General features: G+C 52.2%; 13 protein-coding genes and 1 pseudogene. 5 read left to right on the top strand and 9 right to left on the bottom strand.

Annotated elements, in window-relative coordinates; all coding sequences use genetic code 11:
* The first annotated feature begins 38 nt into the window (after positions 1 to 38).
* The 3 genes from ACTQ3A_RS02185 (at position 39) to ACTQ3A_RS02175 (ending at position 2,802) form a co-directional block, all read left to right on the top strand.
* Positions 39 to 914, top strand: a complete 876-nt coding sequence (locus ACTQ3A_RS02185; RefSeq protein WP_441493997.1) for a rhomboid family intramembrane serine protease — start codon at positions 39 to 41, stop codon at positions 912 to 914.
* A gap of 97 nt (positions 915 to 1,011) precedes the next feature.
* On the top strand, positions 1,012 to 1,587 hold the full coding sequence (locus ACTQ3A_RS02180) for an ECF transporter S component (RefSeq protein WP_441099125.1): 576 nt from the start codon (positions 1,012 to 1,014) through the stop codon (positions 1,585 to 1,587).
* A gap of 84 nt (positions 1,588 to 1,671) precedes the next feature.
* On the top strand, positions 1,672 to 2,802 hold the full coding sequence (locus ACTQ3A_RS02175; protein ID WP_441493998.1) for a pyridoxal-phosphate-dependent aminotransferase family protein: 1,131 nt from the start codon (positions 1,672 to 1,674) through the stop codon (positions 2,800 to 2,802).
* 240 nt (positions 2,803 to 3,042) lie between these two features.
* On the opposite strand, the gene ACTQ3A_RS02170 is transcribed toward ACTQ3A_RS02175, so the two are convergent.
* The 7 genes and pseudogenes from ACTQ3A_RS02170 to ACTQ3A_RS02140 all read right to left on the bottom strand — a co-directional run bounded on the left by ACTQ3A_RS02170 (position 3,043) and on the right by ACTQ3A_RS02140 (position 10,429).
* The gene (locus tag ACTQ3A_RS02170; protein WP_441493999.1) at positions 3,043 to 3,924 is read right to left on the bottom strand and encodes a methylenetetrahydrofolate reductase; all 882 of its coding nucleotides are present in this window, start codon (positions 3,922 to 3,924) and stop codon (positions 3,043 to 3,045) included.
* 103 nt (positions 3,925 to 4,027) lie between these two features.
* Positions 4,028 to 4,660 (bottom strand): methylenetetrahydrofolate reductase C-terminal domain-containing protein, encoded by a 633-nt coding sequence (locus ACTQ3A_RS02165; protein ID WP_441099128.1) that lies wholly within the window; start codon positions 4,658 to 4,660, stop codon positions 4,028 to 4,030.
* Between the two features lies 1 nt (position 4,661).
* Positions 4,662 to 6,626 carry an electron transport complex subunit RsxC gene (rsxC, locus tag ACTQ3A_RS02160; protein ID WP_441099129.1) on the bottom strand — a complete coding sequence of 655 codons (1,965 nt, stop codon included), beginning with the start codon at positions 6,624 to 6,626 and terminating at the stop codon, positions 4,662 to 4,664.
* Positions 6,627 to 6,963: 337 nt separating this feature from the next.
* Positions 6,964 to 7,329 carry a DUF1667 domain-containing protein gene (locus ACTQ3A_RS02155; RefSeq protein ID WP_441099144.1) on the bottom strand — a complete coding sequence of 122 codons (366 nt, stop codon included), beginning with the start codon at positions 7,327 to 7,329 and terminating at the stop codon, positions 6,964 to 6,966.
* 125 nt (positions 7,330 to 7,454) lie between these two features.
* Positions 7,455 to 8,720 (bottom strand): annotated as a pseudogene (locus ACTQ3A_RS02150) (NAD(P)/FAD-dependent oxidoreductase); the annotation flags it as partial.
* A gap of 14 nt (positions 8,721 to 8,734) precedes the next feature.
* Positions 8,735 to 10,207, bottom strand: a complete 1,473-nt coding sequence (locus ACTQ3A_RS02145; protein WP_441494003.1) for an NAD(P)/FAD-dependent oxidoreductase — start codon at positions 10,205 to 10,207, stop codon at positions 8,735 to 8,737.
* Positions 10,208 to 10,279: 72 nt separating this feature from the next.
* Positions 10,280 to 10,429: a hypothetical protein gene (locus ACTQ3A_RS02140; RefSeq protein WP_441495232.1), complete on the bottom strand. Its 150-nt coding sequence runs from the start codon at positions 10,427 to 10,429 to the stop codon at positions 10,280 to 10,282.
* Between the two features lie 568 nt (positions 10,430 to 10,997).
* On the opposite strand from ACTQ3A_RS02140, the gene ACTQ3A_RS02135 reads away from it, so the two are divergent.
* Both ACTQ3A_RS02135 and ACTQ3A_RS02130 read left to right on the top strand, forming a co-directional pair.
* A complete protein-coding gene (locus tag ACTQ3A_RS02135; RefSeq protein WP_441099130.1) occupies positions 10,998 to 11,918 on the top strand; it encodes an FKBP-type peptidyl-prolyl cis-trans isomerase in 921 nt (306 codons plus the stop codon).
* Positions 11,919 to 12,433: 515 nt separating this feature from the next.
* The gene (locus ACTQ3A_RS02130; RefSeq protein WP_441494000.1) at positions 12,434 to 13,636 is read left to right on the top strand and encodes an iron-containing alcohol dehydrogenase; all 1,203 of its coding nucleotides are present in this window, start codon (positions 12,434 to 12,436) and stop codon (positions 13,634 to 13,636) included.
* Between the two features lie 4 nt (positions 13,637 to 13,640).
* Here ACTQ3A_RS02130 and ACTQ3A_RS02125 read toward each other — a convergent pair whose 3' ends face one another.
* The gene (locus ACTQ3A_RS02125) at positions 13,641 to 14,204 is read right to left on the bottom strand and encodes a DNA-3-methyladenine glycosylase I (RefSeq protein ID WP_441099132.1); all 564 of its coding nucleotides are present in this window, start codon (positions 14,202 to 14,204) and stop codon (positions 13,641 to 13,643) included.
* Positions 14,205 to 14,213: 9 nt separating this feature from the next.
* Positions 14,214 to 16,835 (bottom strand): cation-translocating P-type ATPase, encoded by a 2,622-nt coding sequence (locus ACTQ3A_RS02120; RefSeq protein WP_441494001.1) that lies wholly within the window; start codon positions 16,833 to 16,835, stop codon positions 14,214 to 14,216.
* Between the last annotated feature and the right edge of the window lie 246 nt (positions 16,836 to 17,081).

Here is a 17,081-nt window from a genome sequence, read left to right as displayed (position 1 = left end):
GTGGTACAATGAGAGAAACCCTGGAGGAAAACGATTCGATGAAAACACAGAAATACCGGGATTATTCACTCAAATTCTATTATGAGGTAGCAGGAATCCGCTGTGAGGTCCTGGATCCTCAGAAAAACGTGCTGCAGGCAGGACTTTTCCAAAGTCAGGACGAGGCGGAACGGTGGGGACGTGATCTGATTGATCGCATTATTCGTTCGCGTGGCGACCGCTATTCGCAGGGAAATTCGCCTTTCGAGGCGGATGCCGGCTTCTCTTCTGGCACTTTCGGGAGGAAAAAACGGTCCGGCCGCGGGACTACAGTTCCTGTCATCACAATTCTGCTGATTCTCGCGAATGTGCTTGTGTTTCTGTTTGAAGAAATGACCGGAGGAAGCAATGGAGACAACGCAGTCGTCGCGGCAGGCGCGCAGTATGCGCCGCTGATGATCAAAGAGCATCAGTGGTGGAGGCTGTTTACAAGCATGTTTATCCACTTCGGGTTCAGCCATATATTTTCCAATATGATCTCACTGACTTACTGCGGCTGGTCTCTGGAGCAGCAGTATGGAAAAATCCGGTATCTGATTCTCTACCTGGTCAGCGGGATCGGCGGAAATCTTCTCAGCCTTGCTGTCGACCTCTCTACCGGAAACTACGGAATATCTGCCGGCGCGTCCGGAGCCGTTTTCGGGCTGATCGGCGCATACGCAGGGGCTGCGGTCATAGACAGAAAGAAGACAAACCGCCGCGCGAATCCATGGCTGATGATTATTTTTTCCGTTTTTATGTTTCTCCAGAATATCGGGGCTGGTGTCAATGCCTGGGCCCATCTCGGAGGCATGATCACCGGTTTTATCCTTGGCATGGTTCTACGGGATAACGACCGAAACGGCAGACCGGATTTCCTTCAGAGAAATATCTGATCATATTTTTTTCTCCCGAATTGGAAATACTCATATATCCAAAAGCGTATAGAATAAGACGCAGATTTTCAAAATTCAATGGCGGGAGGAAACAATTATGACAGAGAAAAATACGACAAAGAAAACAGCAGCATCAAATGTAATCCCATTTAAAAGCCGTACTCAGGATCTGGTTACCACTGCGTTGATGATTGCCCTCACCTATGTGGCGACCTGGCTGATTAACATCCGTCTTCCGTTTGTGGGAAGCGGCGGACTGATTCATCTGGGAAATGTTCCCCTGTTCATTGCCGCGATTCTCTTTGGCAGGCGAACCGGTGCCCTCGCGGGCGGAATCGGGATGGGGCTTTTCGATCTGCTGAGCGGATGGACCGCCTGGGCGCCTTTTACCCTGATTATTGTCGGATTCATGGGCTTTGTAGTCGGTCTGTTCGCAGAAAAACGTCCGATCCGGAATGTGCATCTGAATGACACGGTTTCCATGATACTTGCTCTCTTGATCAAAATTGTCGGTTATTACTTTGCCGAGGTCATCCTATATGGAAACTGGATCACTCCCCTCGGCTCCATCCCGGGAAATGTTCTGCAGGTCGTAACGGCAGCCGTTATCGTTCTGGCTGTTCTTCCGGTACTTCGGAGAGTTACCCGCCGGGCCTATGCGGTGGCTGTCTGAGTCTGTCAGCGTCATTCCACCGCGGAGGCACACGTTTTTTGTTGTGCGGATGTTCATATTTTTTCCATCAGAGGTGATGATATTATGTACAAGATCATGACGGCGGGGCCCTCTCAGGTCCGCCAGAACGTCAGAGACGCAAGGGCGCTGCCCTGCACCAATCCGGACATTGATCCGGCATTCTACGATTTTTATCATGAAACCTGTGCGCTGCTCTCAAAGGCACTGCACACCGATCAGACTGCCTTCATTCTCGGAGGAGAGGGTATTCTGGGGCTGGAAGCCGCCTGTGCTTCGCTCACGGAGCCCGGCGACCGGGTTCTTGTCATCGACAACGGCATTTTTGGAAAGGGATTCGCGGATTTTGTGAAAATCTACGAAGGGGTTCCTGTCCTCTTTACCACGGATTATCACGAGCCGGTACCAATGAACGCCCTGAGAGCTTATCTGCAGAATGACCATGACTTCAAATATGCGACCGTTGTCCATTGCGATACACCGAGCGGTGTACTGAATGACGTGGAGGCCATCAGCAGACTTCTGAATTCCTACGGCATCATGGTCGTTGCGGACTCTGTTGCAGGCATGTTCGGAGAACCTCTTGATCTCGGGAAAAGCTGCATCGATATCCTTTGCGGCGGGTCTCAGAAAGCGCTCTCCTGTCCGCCCGGCCTGACAATGATCTGGGTAAGCGACCGTGCTTTCCGTGCCATGGAAGAACGGAAAACTCCGATAAGGAGCTTTTACGCGAACATTCTGGCCATGAAAAACTATTATAAGGATCAGTGGTTCCCCTACACCATGCCGGTCAGCGACATCAACGGTCTCCGGCAGGCGCTCGACAACTTCCTGGATGACCCGGATGTCTTCGACAGACATGCCCGGATTGCCGGTGCCGTACGGGAAACTGTAAGGGCAGCCGGTCTTTCCCTTTATCTGAGAAGCGGAATGTCCAACACGGTAACGGTGATCAATGTGCCGGATGGTATCACAGACCGGGAGCTGCTGAAGGAAATGGCGGAAGACTACAACATTCTGATATCCGGATGCTTTGATGTTCTTGCCGGAAAGGTTGTGCGAATCGGGCATATGGGCGAGAGCTGCAACCGGCCGGATGTCGCGGACACGCTCTGCGCGATGCAGAAGGTGCTGGAGAAGCATGGAATCCGCCTGAAATGTGACATGAAGCAGACATTTCTGACGCTCACAAAATAATCAGAAAACGCGGTTCATTCCCACAGAGAAATTGATCCGGACGGGTCAGAAAATATCACGTAACAACCCCAAAAGACGGTTCCAGGATACAGACATGTGGATCCGGACGGATCAGAAAATATTACACAAAAATCAAAAAAGGCGGCCCTGTCACACCCGGATCACGGGCAGTGACGTGGACCGTCTTCTTGGACTGTTTTCTCCACCGGTCTTTACCGGAAGAGAAAACAGATAATAAAATCAGCGGATTTCGGCCTTTTCCAGCAGTTCCGGAATCTTGTCCTCCCATCCGAGCGACATGATGTGAACGCCCTGACAGTAGGGTCTGCACTCCCGGATAATCCGGGCAGCGATTTCAACACCGGTGATTCCGGCTTTCGTCTTCTCCTTGTCTGCTCTGAGCTCATCAAGCATGGAATCCGGGACAGAAATTCCCGCGACATTGTTATTCATGAATTTGCACATGCCGACAGATTTCGGAATGATGATGCCAAGCATAACCGGTTTGCCGAACCGTTTTGCCTGTTCCATGAATTTGATGAACTTCTCCGGCTCAAAGACAGCCTGCGTCTGGAAGTATTCTGCGCCTGCCGCTACCTTTCGCTCCATTTTCATGAGCTGTGCGTCTACGGAGTCGCTGCATGGAGATACAACGGCACCCTTGGCGAACTTCGGCGGCTCGCCGACGAGATCGTTTCCTCCGAGATCCCTGCCCTGTTCCAGCAGACACATGGTGTGCAGAAGGGAAACGGAATCCAGATCGAATACCGGCTTCGCGTCCGGATGATCACCCAGCTTTGTGTGGTCTCCGGTAAGCGCAAGCACATTGTCGATGCCGAATAGCGCGGCGCTCAGCAGGTCAGATTCCAGAGCGATCCGGTTTCTGTCACGGCAGGCGAGCTGGAAAATCGGATTGAGCCCTGCATCCTTCAGTGTCTTGCAAACAGCCAGAGAACCGATCCGCATGACGGAAGACTGGCAGTCCGTTACGTTGATTGCGTCAACCTTGCTCAGATATTTCTTTGCGCTCTCCACCAGTTCATCAATGTGAAATCCCTTTGGCGGACCTACCTCTGCAGATACTACAAATTCGCCCTGTTTAAACAACTCTGTAATTTTCATAATTGTCTCTCCTGATATTTGTGATCTATGGCAGATATTCAGCCTCCGGCCCCGGGAACTGTAATTCACGGTATCTCAGGTCCGGAAGCCGAATTGCTTTCCTTTATGATTCTTTACATTCTCTGGTTGCTTCATCAGTTGCAAAATTGTGCAGCTGGGTAGGACAGCGCATGGCGTCGAGCCGACCGAGAGCTTTCAGCCGTTTGTATATGCGCTCCCATCCGCATTCCATCTCGGGATCCACTTCACACATACCGTTTCGGGCACCGCCGCACTGACCGTTCACAAGGCTCTTGGAGCATGCGGTGATCGGGCAGATTCCTCCGGTCAGATTCAGATAGCAGGTCCCGCACTGTCCGCAGTCTGCCTCAAGTGGAGTGACGCCCTGATACCCCGGCAGCCGGATCGTATCGCATGCGGCATACACTGGTTTGTCCCGGTAGAGATCCGCAACCGTCTGGACACCGACTCCGCATGAGAATACAAGAATTGAGTCAGCCGCCTCAATTTCAGCCGCATGGTTTTTCAGCTGGAGCTTCAGGTTGTCCGGGTTGCAGATATAATCTGTTGTGACGATACCGGTCACTCTCCCGCTCTCTGCAAGAGATTTCTCAAGCGCATCTGCTTCCTTCTCGGGGAAGCGTACCTCCATGCATCCGTGACAGTTAATAATGAATGCTTTACCGGTCACAAGGGACTCGATGGTATCTTTTGATTTTAACTCCGTAATCAGCACTTCACTTCACCTCCCTGATCATGACTTTTCCTTTTCTGATCTTGGTGACCAGAGGAATCTTGGAGGAGCAGATATACTGGCAGCAGCCGCACTCAAAGCAATCTCTGATATTTTCTGCAAGAAGAGCCTTCGCGTCGCCTTCATCCACATATTTCGCAAAATTCAGCGGTGCAAGTTCCATCGGACAGACATCCACACAGCGTCCGCAGCGGATGCAGGCTTCCTCTTCACTGTGCTGTGTATCGACAGCGATGATGCCGTTGGAGCCCTTGATCACAGGAACGTTCGTATCGGAAATCGCGAAGCCCATCATCGGGCCTCCCATCTTGATGGTGATATCGTCTCCTGTCGTGCCGCCGCAGTAGTCAATGATCTCCTGCACATTCGTACCGATCCTGACCATGAAATTTCCGGGATGAACCATATGCTCTCCCGATACGGTCACCGCCCGTTCCACCAGCGGCATGCCGGTTCTGATGGCGTCAGCAATCGCCTTCGCTGTGCTGACGTTGTCTACGACAGCGCCGACATCCGCAGGAAGTCCGCCGCTCGGAACCATTCGTCCCATCACATTCTTAATGAGCATCTTCTCGGCGCCCTGCGGATATTTCGTTCGTACGCAACGCACCTCGATGTTCGCAATATCTTCCACCTTTGACTGAAGCAGGGCTACAGCGTCCGGTTTGTTGTCTTCTATAACGATGTATCCCTTCGGCGCATTCACCGCCTTCATAATCGCCTGCAGTCCGAAAATGACAGCGTCCGGATACTCAAGAAGAACGCGGTGATCCGCGGTGAGAACGGGCTCGCACTCACATCCGTTCAGAAGGACCGCGTCAATCGGCTTGTTCGGCTTGAGCTTCACATAGGTCGGGAAGCCGGCGCCGCCCATTCCGGTGATGCCCTTCTCCTTTACGATTTCAATGATCTCATCCGGTGTGAGATCCTCCAGCTTTCCGGCGGGTTTCACAGATGCGTCCGGAGTGTCCTTGCCGTCAGACCGGATCACAATCGACATCACGCCCGGTCCCTTGTTCGGATGGGTATGCGGCTCGATGGCAGTAACGGTTCCGCTCACACTGGAGTGAATGCAGCAGCTGATAAATCCATCCTGCTCGGCAATTTTCTGTCCGACGTTTACGTGATCTCCGACCTTGACAATCGGAACCGCTGGCTTTCCAACATGCATGGACAAGGGAATAATTACCTGTTCCGGCTCCGGGAATTTCGCGAGCGGAATATCCTCGGTAATTTCCTTGCGTTCGCTCGGATGGACACCTCCGTAATAACCGGAGAATCTTCTCTCCCGGAGATTCTTTACATAGTCGTTGATTTCCTTGTGGCTGATTCTGGAATAATCGCGGTACTGCACAGGCTGAGCAAGAAATTCCTCCAGCCTTCCCTGTGCCTTCAGTCGGTCATAAATTCTCTGCCATGCGCAGTCCTTCTCCGGGTCAACTTCGCACTTTCCGTCCTTTGCGCCTCCGCACTGGCCGTTTAACAGGCTTTTGGAACAGTCAACAATCGGACAAATACCTCCGGTAAGGTTCAGATAACACTGAGAACACGCACCGCAGGTCTTCTTCGTCAGGGCCATACCATGATAACCGGTATAGTTCAGTGAATCAGCCGCAGCGAGTACGGGTTTAACCTCCATATTCGCGACTGTCTGAATACCAAGACCGCAGGCAACAACCGCAATATGGTCAGTTCCTTCTGGAATCATATCCGGCAGACGTTCTTCTGTCCGGACCTGATTGCAGAGGAAGTCAACCTTGGCAATGCCTGTGATCCTTTTGCCCTGTGCCTCCGCAAGCTTCGCGAACTCGTCCGCATCCGGCTCGTTCAGGGTGTCGAATTCCTTGAAGCATTTGTTACAGGCGACAACGAAGAGATTGTCTCTGTCTTTGAGAAGAGTTTTCAATTCTTCGCTGTCTTTCAACGCATACTTGGTATAATTCACCATTTTTCTCCTTTCTGAAATATTTGATTGTCCTGACCATCTATGTCCACTTCCGTGAAATTTCGGATTCTCCGCAATCCTACCGTTTCCATTAATCTCGGTTATCCGTTTCATACGCCTAAATAACCAGGACTTGTGTCTATTTTAGCATATTTTTTATCCAAATTCTCTATGATTTTTGGAAATTACATACAGATAATTCTGTCAACAGAACGCGGTCTGTGCCGCGCACGAATACTTCGCATTCGGCTGCGGCTCACTGTTCGCGTAAAAAAACAGGGCAGGGCTTCACAGCCGCGCGAAAAGCGTGCCGTGAAATCTCTGCCCTGTCGGGTGTGGCTCACTGCCTGTGGATATTTCTTGTTGCAACGACATCGATTCCGGTTCCGCAGACGTCCGGAATGACGACATCTCCGATCTTTACGGGAGCTGAAATGCAGACGCGATTGATGGCGTCCATGCATTCGAAAATCATGTCCTTCGGGATATTTCCCCTGGTCTTCACCGAACAGCGCTCCTTGTCCCCTCCTGTCACCGCGACGGTTGAGGTTACGGTTCTCTCCGGGTGAATGACCTCTTTTCTCGCGTACCGGTCTCCGATTTTGCAGCTGTTTCCGGTTACGCTCTTTATTTCTTCCCCTTCAAATTCTACTGTGATCTGGCAGCCCATGGGGCAGCCGATACAGGTCAGATCTCTTTTCTGCATCATACTCCGTGCCTCCTTCACATGGTCTGCCGGTGTGCGGCGCTGTCCGCAGCTCCGGACGTCTCATTCGCATGGCTCATGGTATTCTCCTCAGAAGCGCTCTTTACCGCTTCCGGGGTATCGTCTTCCTCGATTTTTATCGTGATGGTGCGCAGGTCCGGCTTTTCCAGAAGCTTTTTCTTCTGGAGAATGATTTGTTCCATCTCTCCGGGCGCCATTATTTTCTTCTTCTGATGCTGAACCCGCTCGTCATCAAAATAAACGCTCACATAGGCCTGACGATAAACCGCTCCGACCCGGAAGCGGACTGTCAGCAGATCATCCATCCGATCCGTGTGAATCGTTGACGGAACGGTATACCGGACTCCGCCGGCAGCGACAAGCCGAATAGGTGACTGTTCCCCTGATGCCTCAGCGCATCCGCTCTGCACATATCTGGCAGCAGCTTCACCTGCCCTGCCTGCCTCTTCTGATACGTAATCAACCAGATCATGGACATGAAGGACATTCCCGCAGGCAAATACACCGGGAATGTTCGTCTCCATGATTTCATTGACAAACGGTCCCTTCGTGACCGGATTCATCTCCACTCCGCAGCCTGCGGAAAGTTCGTTCTCCGGGATTAAGCCGGTGGACAGAAGAAGCGTGTCGCAGGTATACCGTTCTTCCGTACCCGGAATCGGTTTCATGTCCTTTCCCACCTTTGCTATCGTAACCGCCTTCACACGGTCCTTTCCTTCAATGTCCACCACGGTATGTGAAAGCTTCAGCGGAATTCCAAAGTCATCCAGGCACTGCACGATATTTCTCTTGAGTCCTCCGGAATAAGGCATCAGCTCCGCGACAACCTTGACGGTTGCCCCTTCAAGAGTCATTCTGCGCGCCATGATCAGCCCGATATCGCCGGATCCCAGGATGACGACCTCATGTCCCGGCATGTAACCCTCGATATTCACCAGGCGCTGTGCCGTACCTGCGCTGTAGATTCCGGCAGGCCGGAATCCCGGTATGTTCAGAGCACCTCTTGGTCTCTCCCTGCATCCCATAGCGAGAATCACGGCACCCGCCTGAATCCGGAACATCCCGTCAGTCCGATTCATCGCGGTCACAACCTTATCTCGGGAGATGTCCATCACCATCGTATCGAGTCTGTACTCGATACCCAAATCATATACCTGCTGAATAAAGCGGTCTGCATATTCCGGACCGGTCAGCTCCTCCTTGAAGGTATGAAGTCCGAATCCGTTGTGGATGCACTGATTCAGAATTCCTCCGAGTTCCTTATCTCTTTCCAGGATCAGAATCCTCCGGGTTCCGCTTTTTCTGGCCGCGATAGCCGCCGCAAGGCCGGCGGGACCGCCGCCGACAATCACAATATCATAAGACATCATCTCATTTGTCTCCATCATTCTTCCTCCCCGCTATGCTCTTTCGTGCGGCCGATAACCAGTCTGGAATTTCCCCCGCTCTTGGTGATTTTCTCATATGGAAGTCCAAGTTCCTGATGAAGGATCTCCATGGTACGCGGAGAACAGAAGCCTGCCTGACAGCGTCCCATGCCTGCTCTCGTTCTGCGCTTGACGCCGTCCAGCGAGCGGGCGCCGAGCGGGCGGCGGATTGCGTCCAGAATTTCTCCCTCGGTCACGGATTCGCATCGGCAGATAATTCTTCCGTATGCGGGATTTTTTCGAATCAGCTCGTTTCTCTCCTCAAAGGAAAGAGAGGCAGGATTCAGAATTCCCTTTCGGGTACCGGTCCAGTTCTCCTTCCGCTCCGGTTTCATCTTCTCCTCCAGCAGCTTTCTGACATATTCTCCAATCGCGGGACTCGAGGACAGGCCGGGGGATTCAATTCCCGCACAGTCGATAAAATGAGGCGCATCCTCTACCTCTCCGATAATGAAATCATGGCCGTCTTCATGAGCCCTGAGCCCGGCAAAGGAGGTGATCACCTGGCGCATAGGTATATTTTTCACACTCTTCGCGGCTTTTTCTATGATTTCGTTCAGGCTGTCCGCCGTTGTATTTGTGCCTTCTTTGTTCTCGATATCCTGGGCATTCGGGCCGATCAGCAGGTTGCCGTGAATCGTAGGCGTTACCAGCACACCCTTGCCCATTTTTCCGGGCTGTGCGAAAACCGTGTGAGATACATGATTTCCGGCTGAATGGTCAAGCAGGCAGTAGCTGCCGCGTCTCGGGGTGATATGTATTTTCCTGGCGCTTACCATATTGTGGAAGACATCCGCGTAGACGCCGGCCGCGTTGACAAGGTACCTGGTCCGGTATTCTCCGTTGCAGGTGCGGATCTTCCAGATCCTCTCTCCGTCCGGCTTCAGGTTATCCGCTTCGATTTTTTCCACCTCAGTATTGAAGAAAAAGTCGACGCCGTTGACGTTTGCGTTTTCCGCCATCGCAATATTCAGAAGAAACGGGCAGACAATTCCGCTTGTTTTTGCATGGAACGCGCCTACCACATCGTCCGCGAGATTCGGCTCAATGGCGAGGGCTTCCTCCCGGCTCAGAATTTCCATGCTGTCGGCGCTGAGGCCGTTGGCAATTCCCCGGTCATACAGCTCCTGAAGTCCTCCAAGCTCCTCCGGGTCCGTGCAGACCACAAGAGCGCCGTTTCTGCGGAACGGCACATCAAGATCAGCGGCGATCTTATCCATCATTTCGTTACCGCGAACATTCAGCTTAGCCATCATGCTTCCTGTCGCCGCATCAAAACCGGCATGCACAATCGCACTGTTGGCCTTTGTTGTGCCGCAGCAGACGTCTTCTTCCTTTTCCAGCACACAGATATTGAGTCTGTATCTGGAAAGCTCCCGGGCAATCGAGCATCCGCTCACTCCCGCTCCTACAATGATCACATCATACAGCATCGTACATTCAACCTCCTGATTTGTGGACTTCTGCCCTGCAGGGATACCCGCAGGCTGCAGGGAAAAAACTTACGGATTTTTCTCCGCGATCGTGAAGCTTGCCACATCCGGCCGTCCCACATTCGGATGCGGCCTGCAGCTCGCTATCGCGACGCTCGCCGCACACGAATACTTCGCATTCGGCTGCGGCTCACTGTTCGCGTAAAAAAGAGTCAGCACATAAACAGTACGATGTACTGTTCAGCGACTGACTCATTGTTCTCCAGCTGCAATATTAGATTTGACTATTCACTCTTCCGGAATTCATCGAGGTCTGTCAACAGGGATCGCCGCGCTACCGGCGGTACTTTGACCTCTAAAATCCGAAACTAAATGTATTGTAACACATCTTTCATCGTTTGTGTGTTATTTATCCGTTAATTTTTTTTATTTTTTTACCGGTTACTGATATTCAGTAATAAACCATACATTACATCGTGCCACAAACTGTATAAGCTAAGGATTGCTCCGTGCTTCGCGCTCTCGCAATCCTGGAACTCTGACATCTGCTACGCAGCTTCCGGACCTTGCAGCGGGAAATGCTGAGGATGTTGCTTTTCTTCTTATTATTGCGTATACTGTCTTTATTGCGCAGAAGTTGTGACAGTGAGATAACCCGTGAAACACGGTTGAATCGGTCGGAAAAACCAAAGATTTCAGAGCCAGCAGCTGATGAAAATGTTTTGTCAGCTGCCCACAGCCTGAAGCGAGTGGGCTTCCGCCTGCAACAAACGAAAGGATTTTATTTATGAAAATTGCAGTTACTTATGATAACGGAAATATCTTCCAGCATTTTGGAAGAACAGAGAATTTCAAGATTTATACCGTTGAGGACGGACGGATCGTGTCGAGCGAGGTGATTGGAGCCGGCGGAATCGGACATGAGGCGCTCGCAGGACTGCTTGCAGACCTTGGCGCTGATACAGTTATCTGCGGCGGAATCGGCGGCGGCGCCCAGTCGGCTCTCCAGTCCGCGGGGCTGCAGATTGTCTCCGGCGCACAGGGTGATACGGATGAGGCGGTTCAGGCATTTCTCGCCGGAAAGCTTTCTTCAGCGGGAGTGAATTGTGAGCATCACCATGGATCCGAAAGTCACGGCGGATGCTGCGGAGACAGCGAAGACGGATGCTGTGGTGACAATGAAGACGGATGCGCCGGCGGCTGCTGCGGCGGCGAGGAGGAAGAAGGCTGCGGCGGATGCTGTGGAGGCGGCTGTCATGAAATGAAGGTGATCCTGGAGGGTAAAAACGCCGGAAAGACAGTGAAGACGCATTACGAAGGCACCTTCAACAACGGGACGGTCTTTGACTCATCGTACGACCGGGGAGAACCGCTGGAGTTTGTCTGTGGAACGGGCATGATGATCCCTGGCTTTGACAAGGCGGTCGTAGATATGAATGTCGGAGATATTGTAAATATTCATCTCACTCCGGACGAAGCTTACGGCGAACGCGATCCAAGAGCGATTTTCACGGTAGAGATCAGCCAGATGGAGGGTGCCGCCGGTCTGAAGACAGGCGACCATGTATACCTCTCAAACGCTATGGGACAGCCGTTTCCGGTTGTCGTCACTGCAAAGGATGACAGGACAATTACTTTCGATGCCAACCATGAGATGGCTGGAAAGGAGCTCAATTTCAAGATCGAGCTTGTCTCCGTGGAAGCATGATCGGGATATAAAAGGCGACACCTTGTCCCCGACTGTTTTTTGCATATGACTGACCAGGACAGAGAACGGATCGGAAACGCTTTTCCTGATGCGTGTAAAGCTGCACCGGACTGATCACGACAGCGGGACAGACGCCGGCCATTTCAGCCGGCGGCAAAAATTCCTCCCACCAGAGCCTGATTTCCATATCAGGATCTGTGAGGGAGGATTTTTTACGCGAACAGTGAGCCGCAGCCGAATGCGTAGTATTCGTGTGCGGCGAGCGTCGCGATAGCGAGATAAAACTCGCGCAGCGTGTTTTATCTCGTTTTGCTGCGGGGCTCAGGTGTCATCTCTACCGACGTTCTTCTGTGCTCTCGCGTTTGTATCGATGGCCTTTCCAATATAATGGTGCCCCGTGCGCGGTATAACAGGGGTATAATGAAAAAGTAACCCTGAAGCATACCGGACAGGATCTGTCCGTCAGGAAAATCCGCACCAGATGTATGCCGCCGGATTTGGAAAGGATATCTATTATGAATGTTAGATTAGATCAGATATACGACAGACTCTATCAGAGTGTATTCGGACTTGGGATCCGGGTTTTGCCGGAAAAAGGCCCTGAGGTGGTTTCCGGAGCCCACGCATTGAATCGTATCAATGAAATACTGGAAAAAGAAGGAAAATTACATCCGATGATTGTCACGGGACCGAGAATTGTAAAAAGCGATTTTTTCGTAAACGCGTGTAAAAAGCTGAAGGAATATTCGCTCTTCTCCGATGTCCGTCCGGATCCGGATACGATAACAGTGGAAAAGATCGCTGCCATGTATACACAGGAGCGGTGTGACTGCTTTGTGGCAATTGGCGGTGGATCAAACATGGACGCGGCGAAGGCAGCTTCTGCCCGGATCGCCAGACCGGACAGGTCGCTGCAGGAGATGGGCGGAACTCTGAAGGTTCGCAGGAAGACGCCTCTCTTCCTTGCGGTACCGACGACTGCAGGCACCGGTTCCGAATGCACAGTCGCCGCCGTTATAACCGACACGGAGACACATCATAAGTATTCGATCAACGATTTTGTCCTCTGTCCGGACTATGCGATTCTCGACCCGGTCCTGACTGTCTCTCTTCCGCCGTTTCTGACCGCCACAACGGGGATGGATGCGCTTACGCACGCGGTCGAGGCATACCTCAATCGGCCTTATCACCGGCGGGAGACACCCGGACAATGTCGGGAAGCCGTCAGAGCCATTTTCCGTTACCTTCCTGAGGCATTTGAGAATCCGGACAATCTGAAGGCAAGGCAGGAAATGCTTTTAGCCTCTTATAAAGCAGGACTGGCTTTCACCACCGCCTGTGTGGGAAACGTACACGCGGCGGCGCACACCATCGGCGGCCTGTATCATGTTCCGCACGGGCTCGCCAACGCGGTCCTTCTGCCCATCGTTCTCGAGGATTATGGAAAAAAAGTGGAACGGCCGCTCGCAGATCTCGCCAGAGCAGCTCATATCGCAGCAGGCACGGACAGTGAATGCGCTGCGGTCTTTATTCAGAAAATCCGCGACATGAACCGGACGTTTGGCATTCCGGATCACATTGAGAAAATCTCCGAAGATGACCTGGATCAGATGGCCTCGTGGGCAGTTCAGGAAGCCAATCCTCTGTATCCGGTTCCGGTTATTTATGACCGGGAGCATTTCAAGAGGATTCTCCGCAGAGCCGGACAGCTGTCCTGAACATTTACGGCTGTTTTCTGACCTCACAGTCTTCCAGGTGATCGTTTACGATTCCGACAGCCTGAAGAAAAGAATAGGTAATGACAGGTCCTACATAGGAAAGTCCCCGCTTCTTCATGTCCCGGCTCATCTCCCGGGAAAGCCCGGAGACCGCGGGGATCTCCTCCGGGGTTTTCCAGTGCCCGTCCCGTGGTCTGCCATCCGTAAAGCTCCACAGATACGCGTCAAAGGAGCCGAATTCATCCCGGATCTTCTGAACCGCGGCAGCATTCCGGCGCACACTGAAGATCTTGCTCCGGTTCCGGATCAGTCCCTCATCAGTCATAAGGCCTTCCAGTTCAGCATCGGACATTGCTGCGCAGGCGTCTATCTCAAAATTGTGGAAGGCCCTCTGATAGAAGGCCCTTCTGTGAATGATCGTCTTCCAGGATAATCCGACGCTGGCGCCCTCGAGGCAGAGCATTTCGAATTCAAAGCGGTCATCATGCCTGATTCTGCACCATTCCCTGTCATGGTATTCCATCAGAATCGGATCATCTCTGAAATATTCTGTACATCTGCTGCTCACTGCGATTCCTCACTTTCTTCGTATGATTCGGACAATCTGAATAATTGCCGTCGGTATCAGCGCCAGAACGCCGATGGTCAGAATATGTATGCTGTTCAGGGCTGATACCGAGAACAGGCTTCTGCCCACAGGGGTGACGGAAACAAGGATCACCAGAACCAGTCCGAGCAGGAATGCACCTAGGCTGTAGGGATTTTTTCGGAATCCCAGGCGGAGCAGGCTTTTTTCTCCGCGGCAGTTGAAGCCGTGAAGCAGCCGTGAGCAGGTCAGCGTCAGAAACGCGAGCGAGCATGCCATGGCAGGGGATTCTCCAAGGCCGATATGATAGGCGGTGATAACAGCCACGGAAATCAATCCTCCCTGAAAAATCATCCGCAGCACAAAGTTGCGGTCCATGATTCCAGCCTTCGGGTCTCTGGGCTTTTTCTTCAAAACATCGTCTGAGCCGGGCTCCATTCCGATCGCCAGCGCCGGAAGTGAATCTGTCACCAGATTAATGAACAGAAGCTGTACCGGCTGGAACGGAATCGGAAGCGCCAGAAGCGAGGTAACCAGAACGGTGATAATTGCCGAAAGATTGCCGGACAGCAGATAGAGAACGGCGTTACGGATATTTGTGTAGATGGTCCGCCCGTTCGCCACTGCCTTGATTATCGTCGCGAAATTGTCATCTTCCAGAATCATGGACGCCGCATCCTTGGACACTTCCGTTCCCGTGATGCCCATTGCGACGCCGATATCCGCTTTTTTCAGAGCCGGTGCGTCATTTACGCCGTCTCCGGTCATGGAAACGATTTTTCCCTTTTTCTGCCATGCATCGACAATCCGGATTTTATTCTCCGGAGATACTCTGGCATAGACGGATATTTTTTCGATTTTTCCGCTGAGCTCTTCATCCGACATTTCATCCAGCTCCATGCCGGTTACCGCGAGATCCCCCTCCTGGAAGATGCCGATCTGCTTCGCAATCGCGGTCGCTGTGATCTTATGATCTCCGGTGATCATCACGGTTCGGATTCCCGCTTCTTTTGCATGCCGTACGGCCTGAATGGACTCCTCTCGCGGCGGGTCCATCTCGGAAATCAGTCCGAGGAAGGTGAAGTGATACTCCGTCTCCGGTGAAAGCTCCTCTTCAGACTCCCGGTACGCAAACGCCAGAACACGGAGCCCGTTTTCAGAGAACTTCCGGTTCTGTTCTGTGATATTCTTCCGGTCTTCCTCAGTAATCGGCCTGATTTCCTCATCGCTGATCCGAATGCTGTCACAGCGGTCAAGCAACACATCTACAGCGCCCTTGGTGAAGATTGTGGAAACTCCGTGGATCCGGTGCTTTGTACTCATCAGCTTCCGGTCGGAATCAAAGGGCACCTCCTCAATCCTTCGCAGCATGGTGCGAAGGTCCTCGTAAGAAAGCGTCAGATCCTCTTCCTTCTGCATCAGGCCCTTGACCTTGCCATACATCTCCAGAAGCGCGTATTCTGTCGGATCTCCGACTCCCTTTCCGTTTGATAATGTCGCATCGTTGGTGAGAACGGAGTCGTAGAGAAGATAACGATGTGTCTGCTGATGCATATCAAACTCCTCCGGCCCGAACACTCTGCCGCCGGCATAAATCTGCTGCACCGTCATCTTGTTCTGCGTCAGAGTACCGGTTTTGTCCGAGCAGATAACCGATACGCAGCCCAGAGATTCCACTGCGGAAAGTTTCTTGATGACCGCATGTTCCCGTGCCATTTTTTGCGTTCCCATAGCCTGCACGATCGTAACGATGGAACTGAGTGCCTCGGGAATTGCTGCAACCGCAAGCGCAACGGCGAACAGGAGAGAATTCAGAAGCTCCATGCCCCGCACGATTCCCAGTACAAAAATTACCGCCGAAATAATCAGAATCCCTGTCGCAAGTTTCTTTGAAAAATCATCCAGATTTTTCTGAAGGGGGGTCTTTTTCTCACCGGTCTGGTTCATCAGTGTGGCAATCCTGCCGATTTCCGTCTGCATTCCTGTTTCCGTCACCAGAACCACAGCGCGGCCATAAGTGACAAGGGAACCTGAATAGACCATGTTCTTCCGGTCCGCAAGTGGCAGATCGCCATTGAGCACAGCATCACTCTTGTCCACATTAAGAGATTCTCCGGTCAGAGAGCTCTCATTGACCTGAAGGGAATAGTTCTCCAGGATCCGTCCATCCGCGACGATCAGATCACCAGCCTCCGCCACAAGGATATCGCCCGGCACAACCTGTCTGGATTCGACTTCTACGCGCGTCCCATTACGAATTACCTTTGCGGTGGGCGAGGACAGTGCCTTCAACGCCTCGAGAGATTTTTCCGCTTTTACATGCTGAACTGTCCCCAGAACCGCATTCAGCACAAGAACGGCAAAAATAACCAGTGTACTCTCCACATCGCCGGTCAGCATGGAAATTGTCGCGGCGATAATCAGTATAATCACCATCAGGTCCTTGAACTGTCCCAGGAAAACCTGCAATACCGATTCCTTCTTTTTTTCCTTCAGTTCATTGAACCCATACTGTTCCTGACGTTTCCTGACCTCATCATCTGTGAGCCCTTCCTTACTGGAATGAAGCTCCTGAAGGGATTCTTCCGAATTCTTCTGATACCAGTCCGCCATAGCTGCACCTTCCTTTCTTCTGTTCTGTTCCGTCAATTGTCACGCTGTTCGTGCTTATACCTGTTGCCTTCGAAATCGCATACAGTAAACCTCATACGATAAGTCGTGCCACATACTGTATAAGTCCCCGCGTCGCTTCGCTGCTTCGCAGCTTCCGTGCCGCTAACAGGTGACCGACTTCGTCGGTCTGTCGCGGCGTTCGCCCCACCGCTTCACACTTTGTGTGAGCGGATGTGGCTCACTGCC

It is taken from the genome of Bilifractor sp. LCP21S3_F8 (genome assembly GCF_052117805.1).
Lineage (GTDB): Bacteria > Bacillota > Clostridia > Lachnospirales > Lachnospiraceae > Bilifractor.
This window is presented reverse-complemented; position numbering and strand designations above follow the sequence as displayed.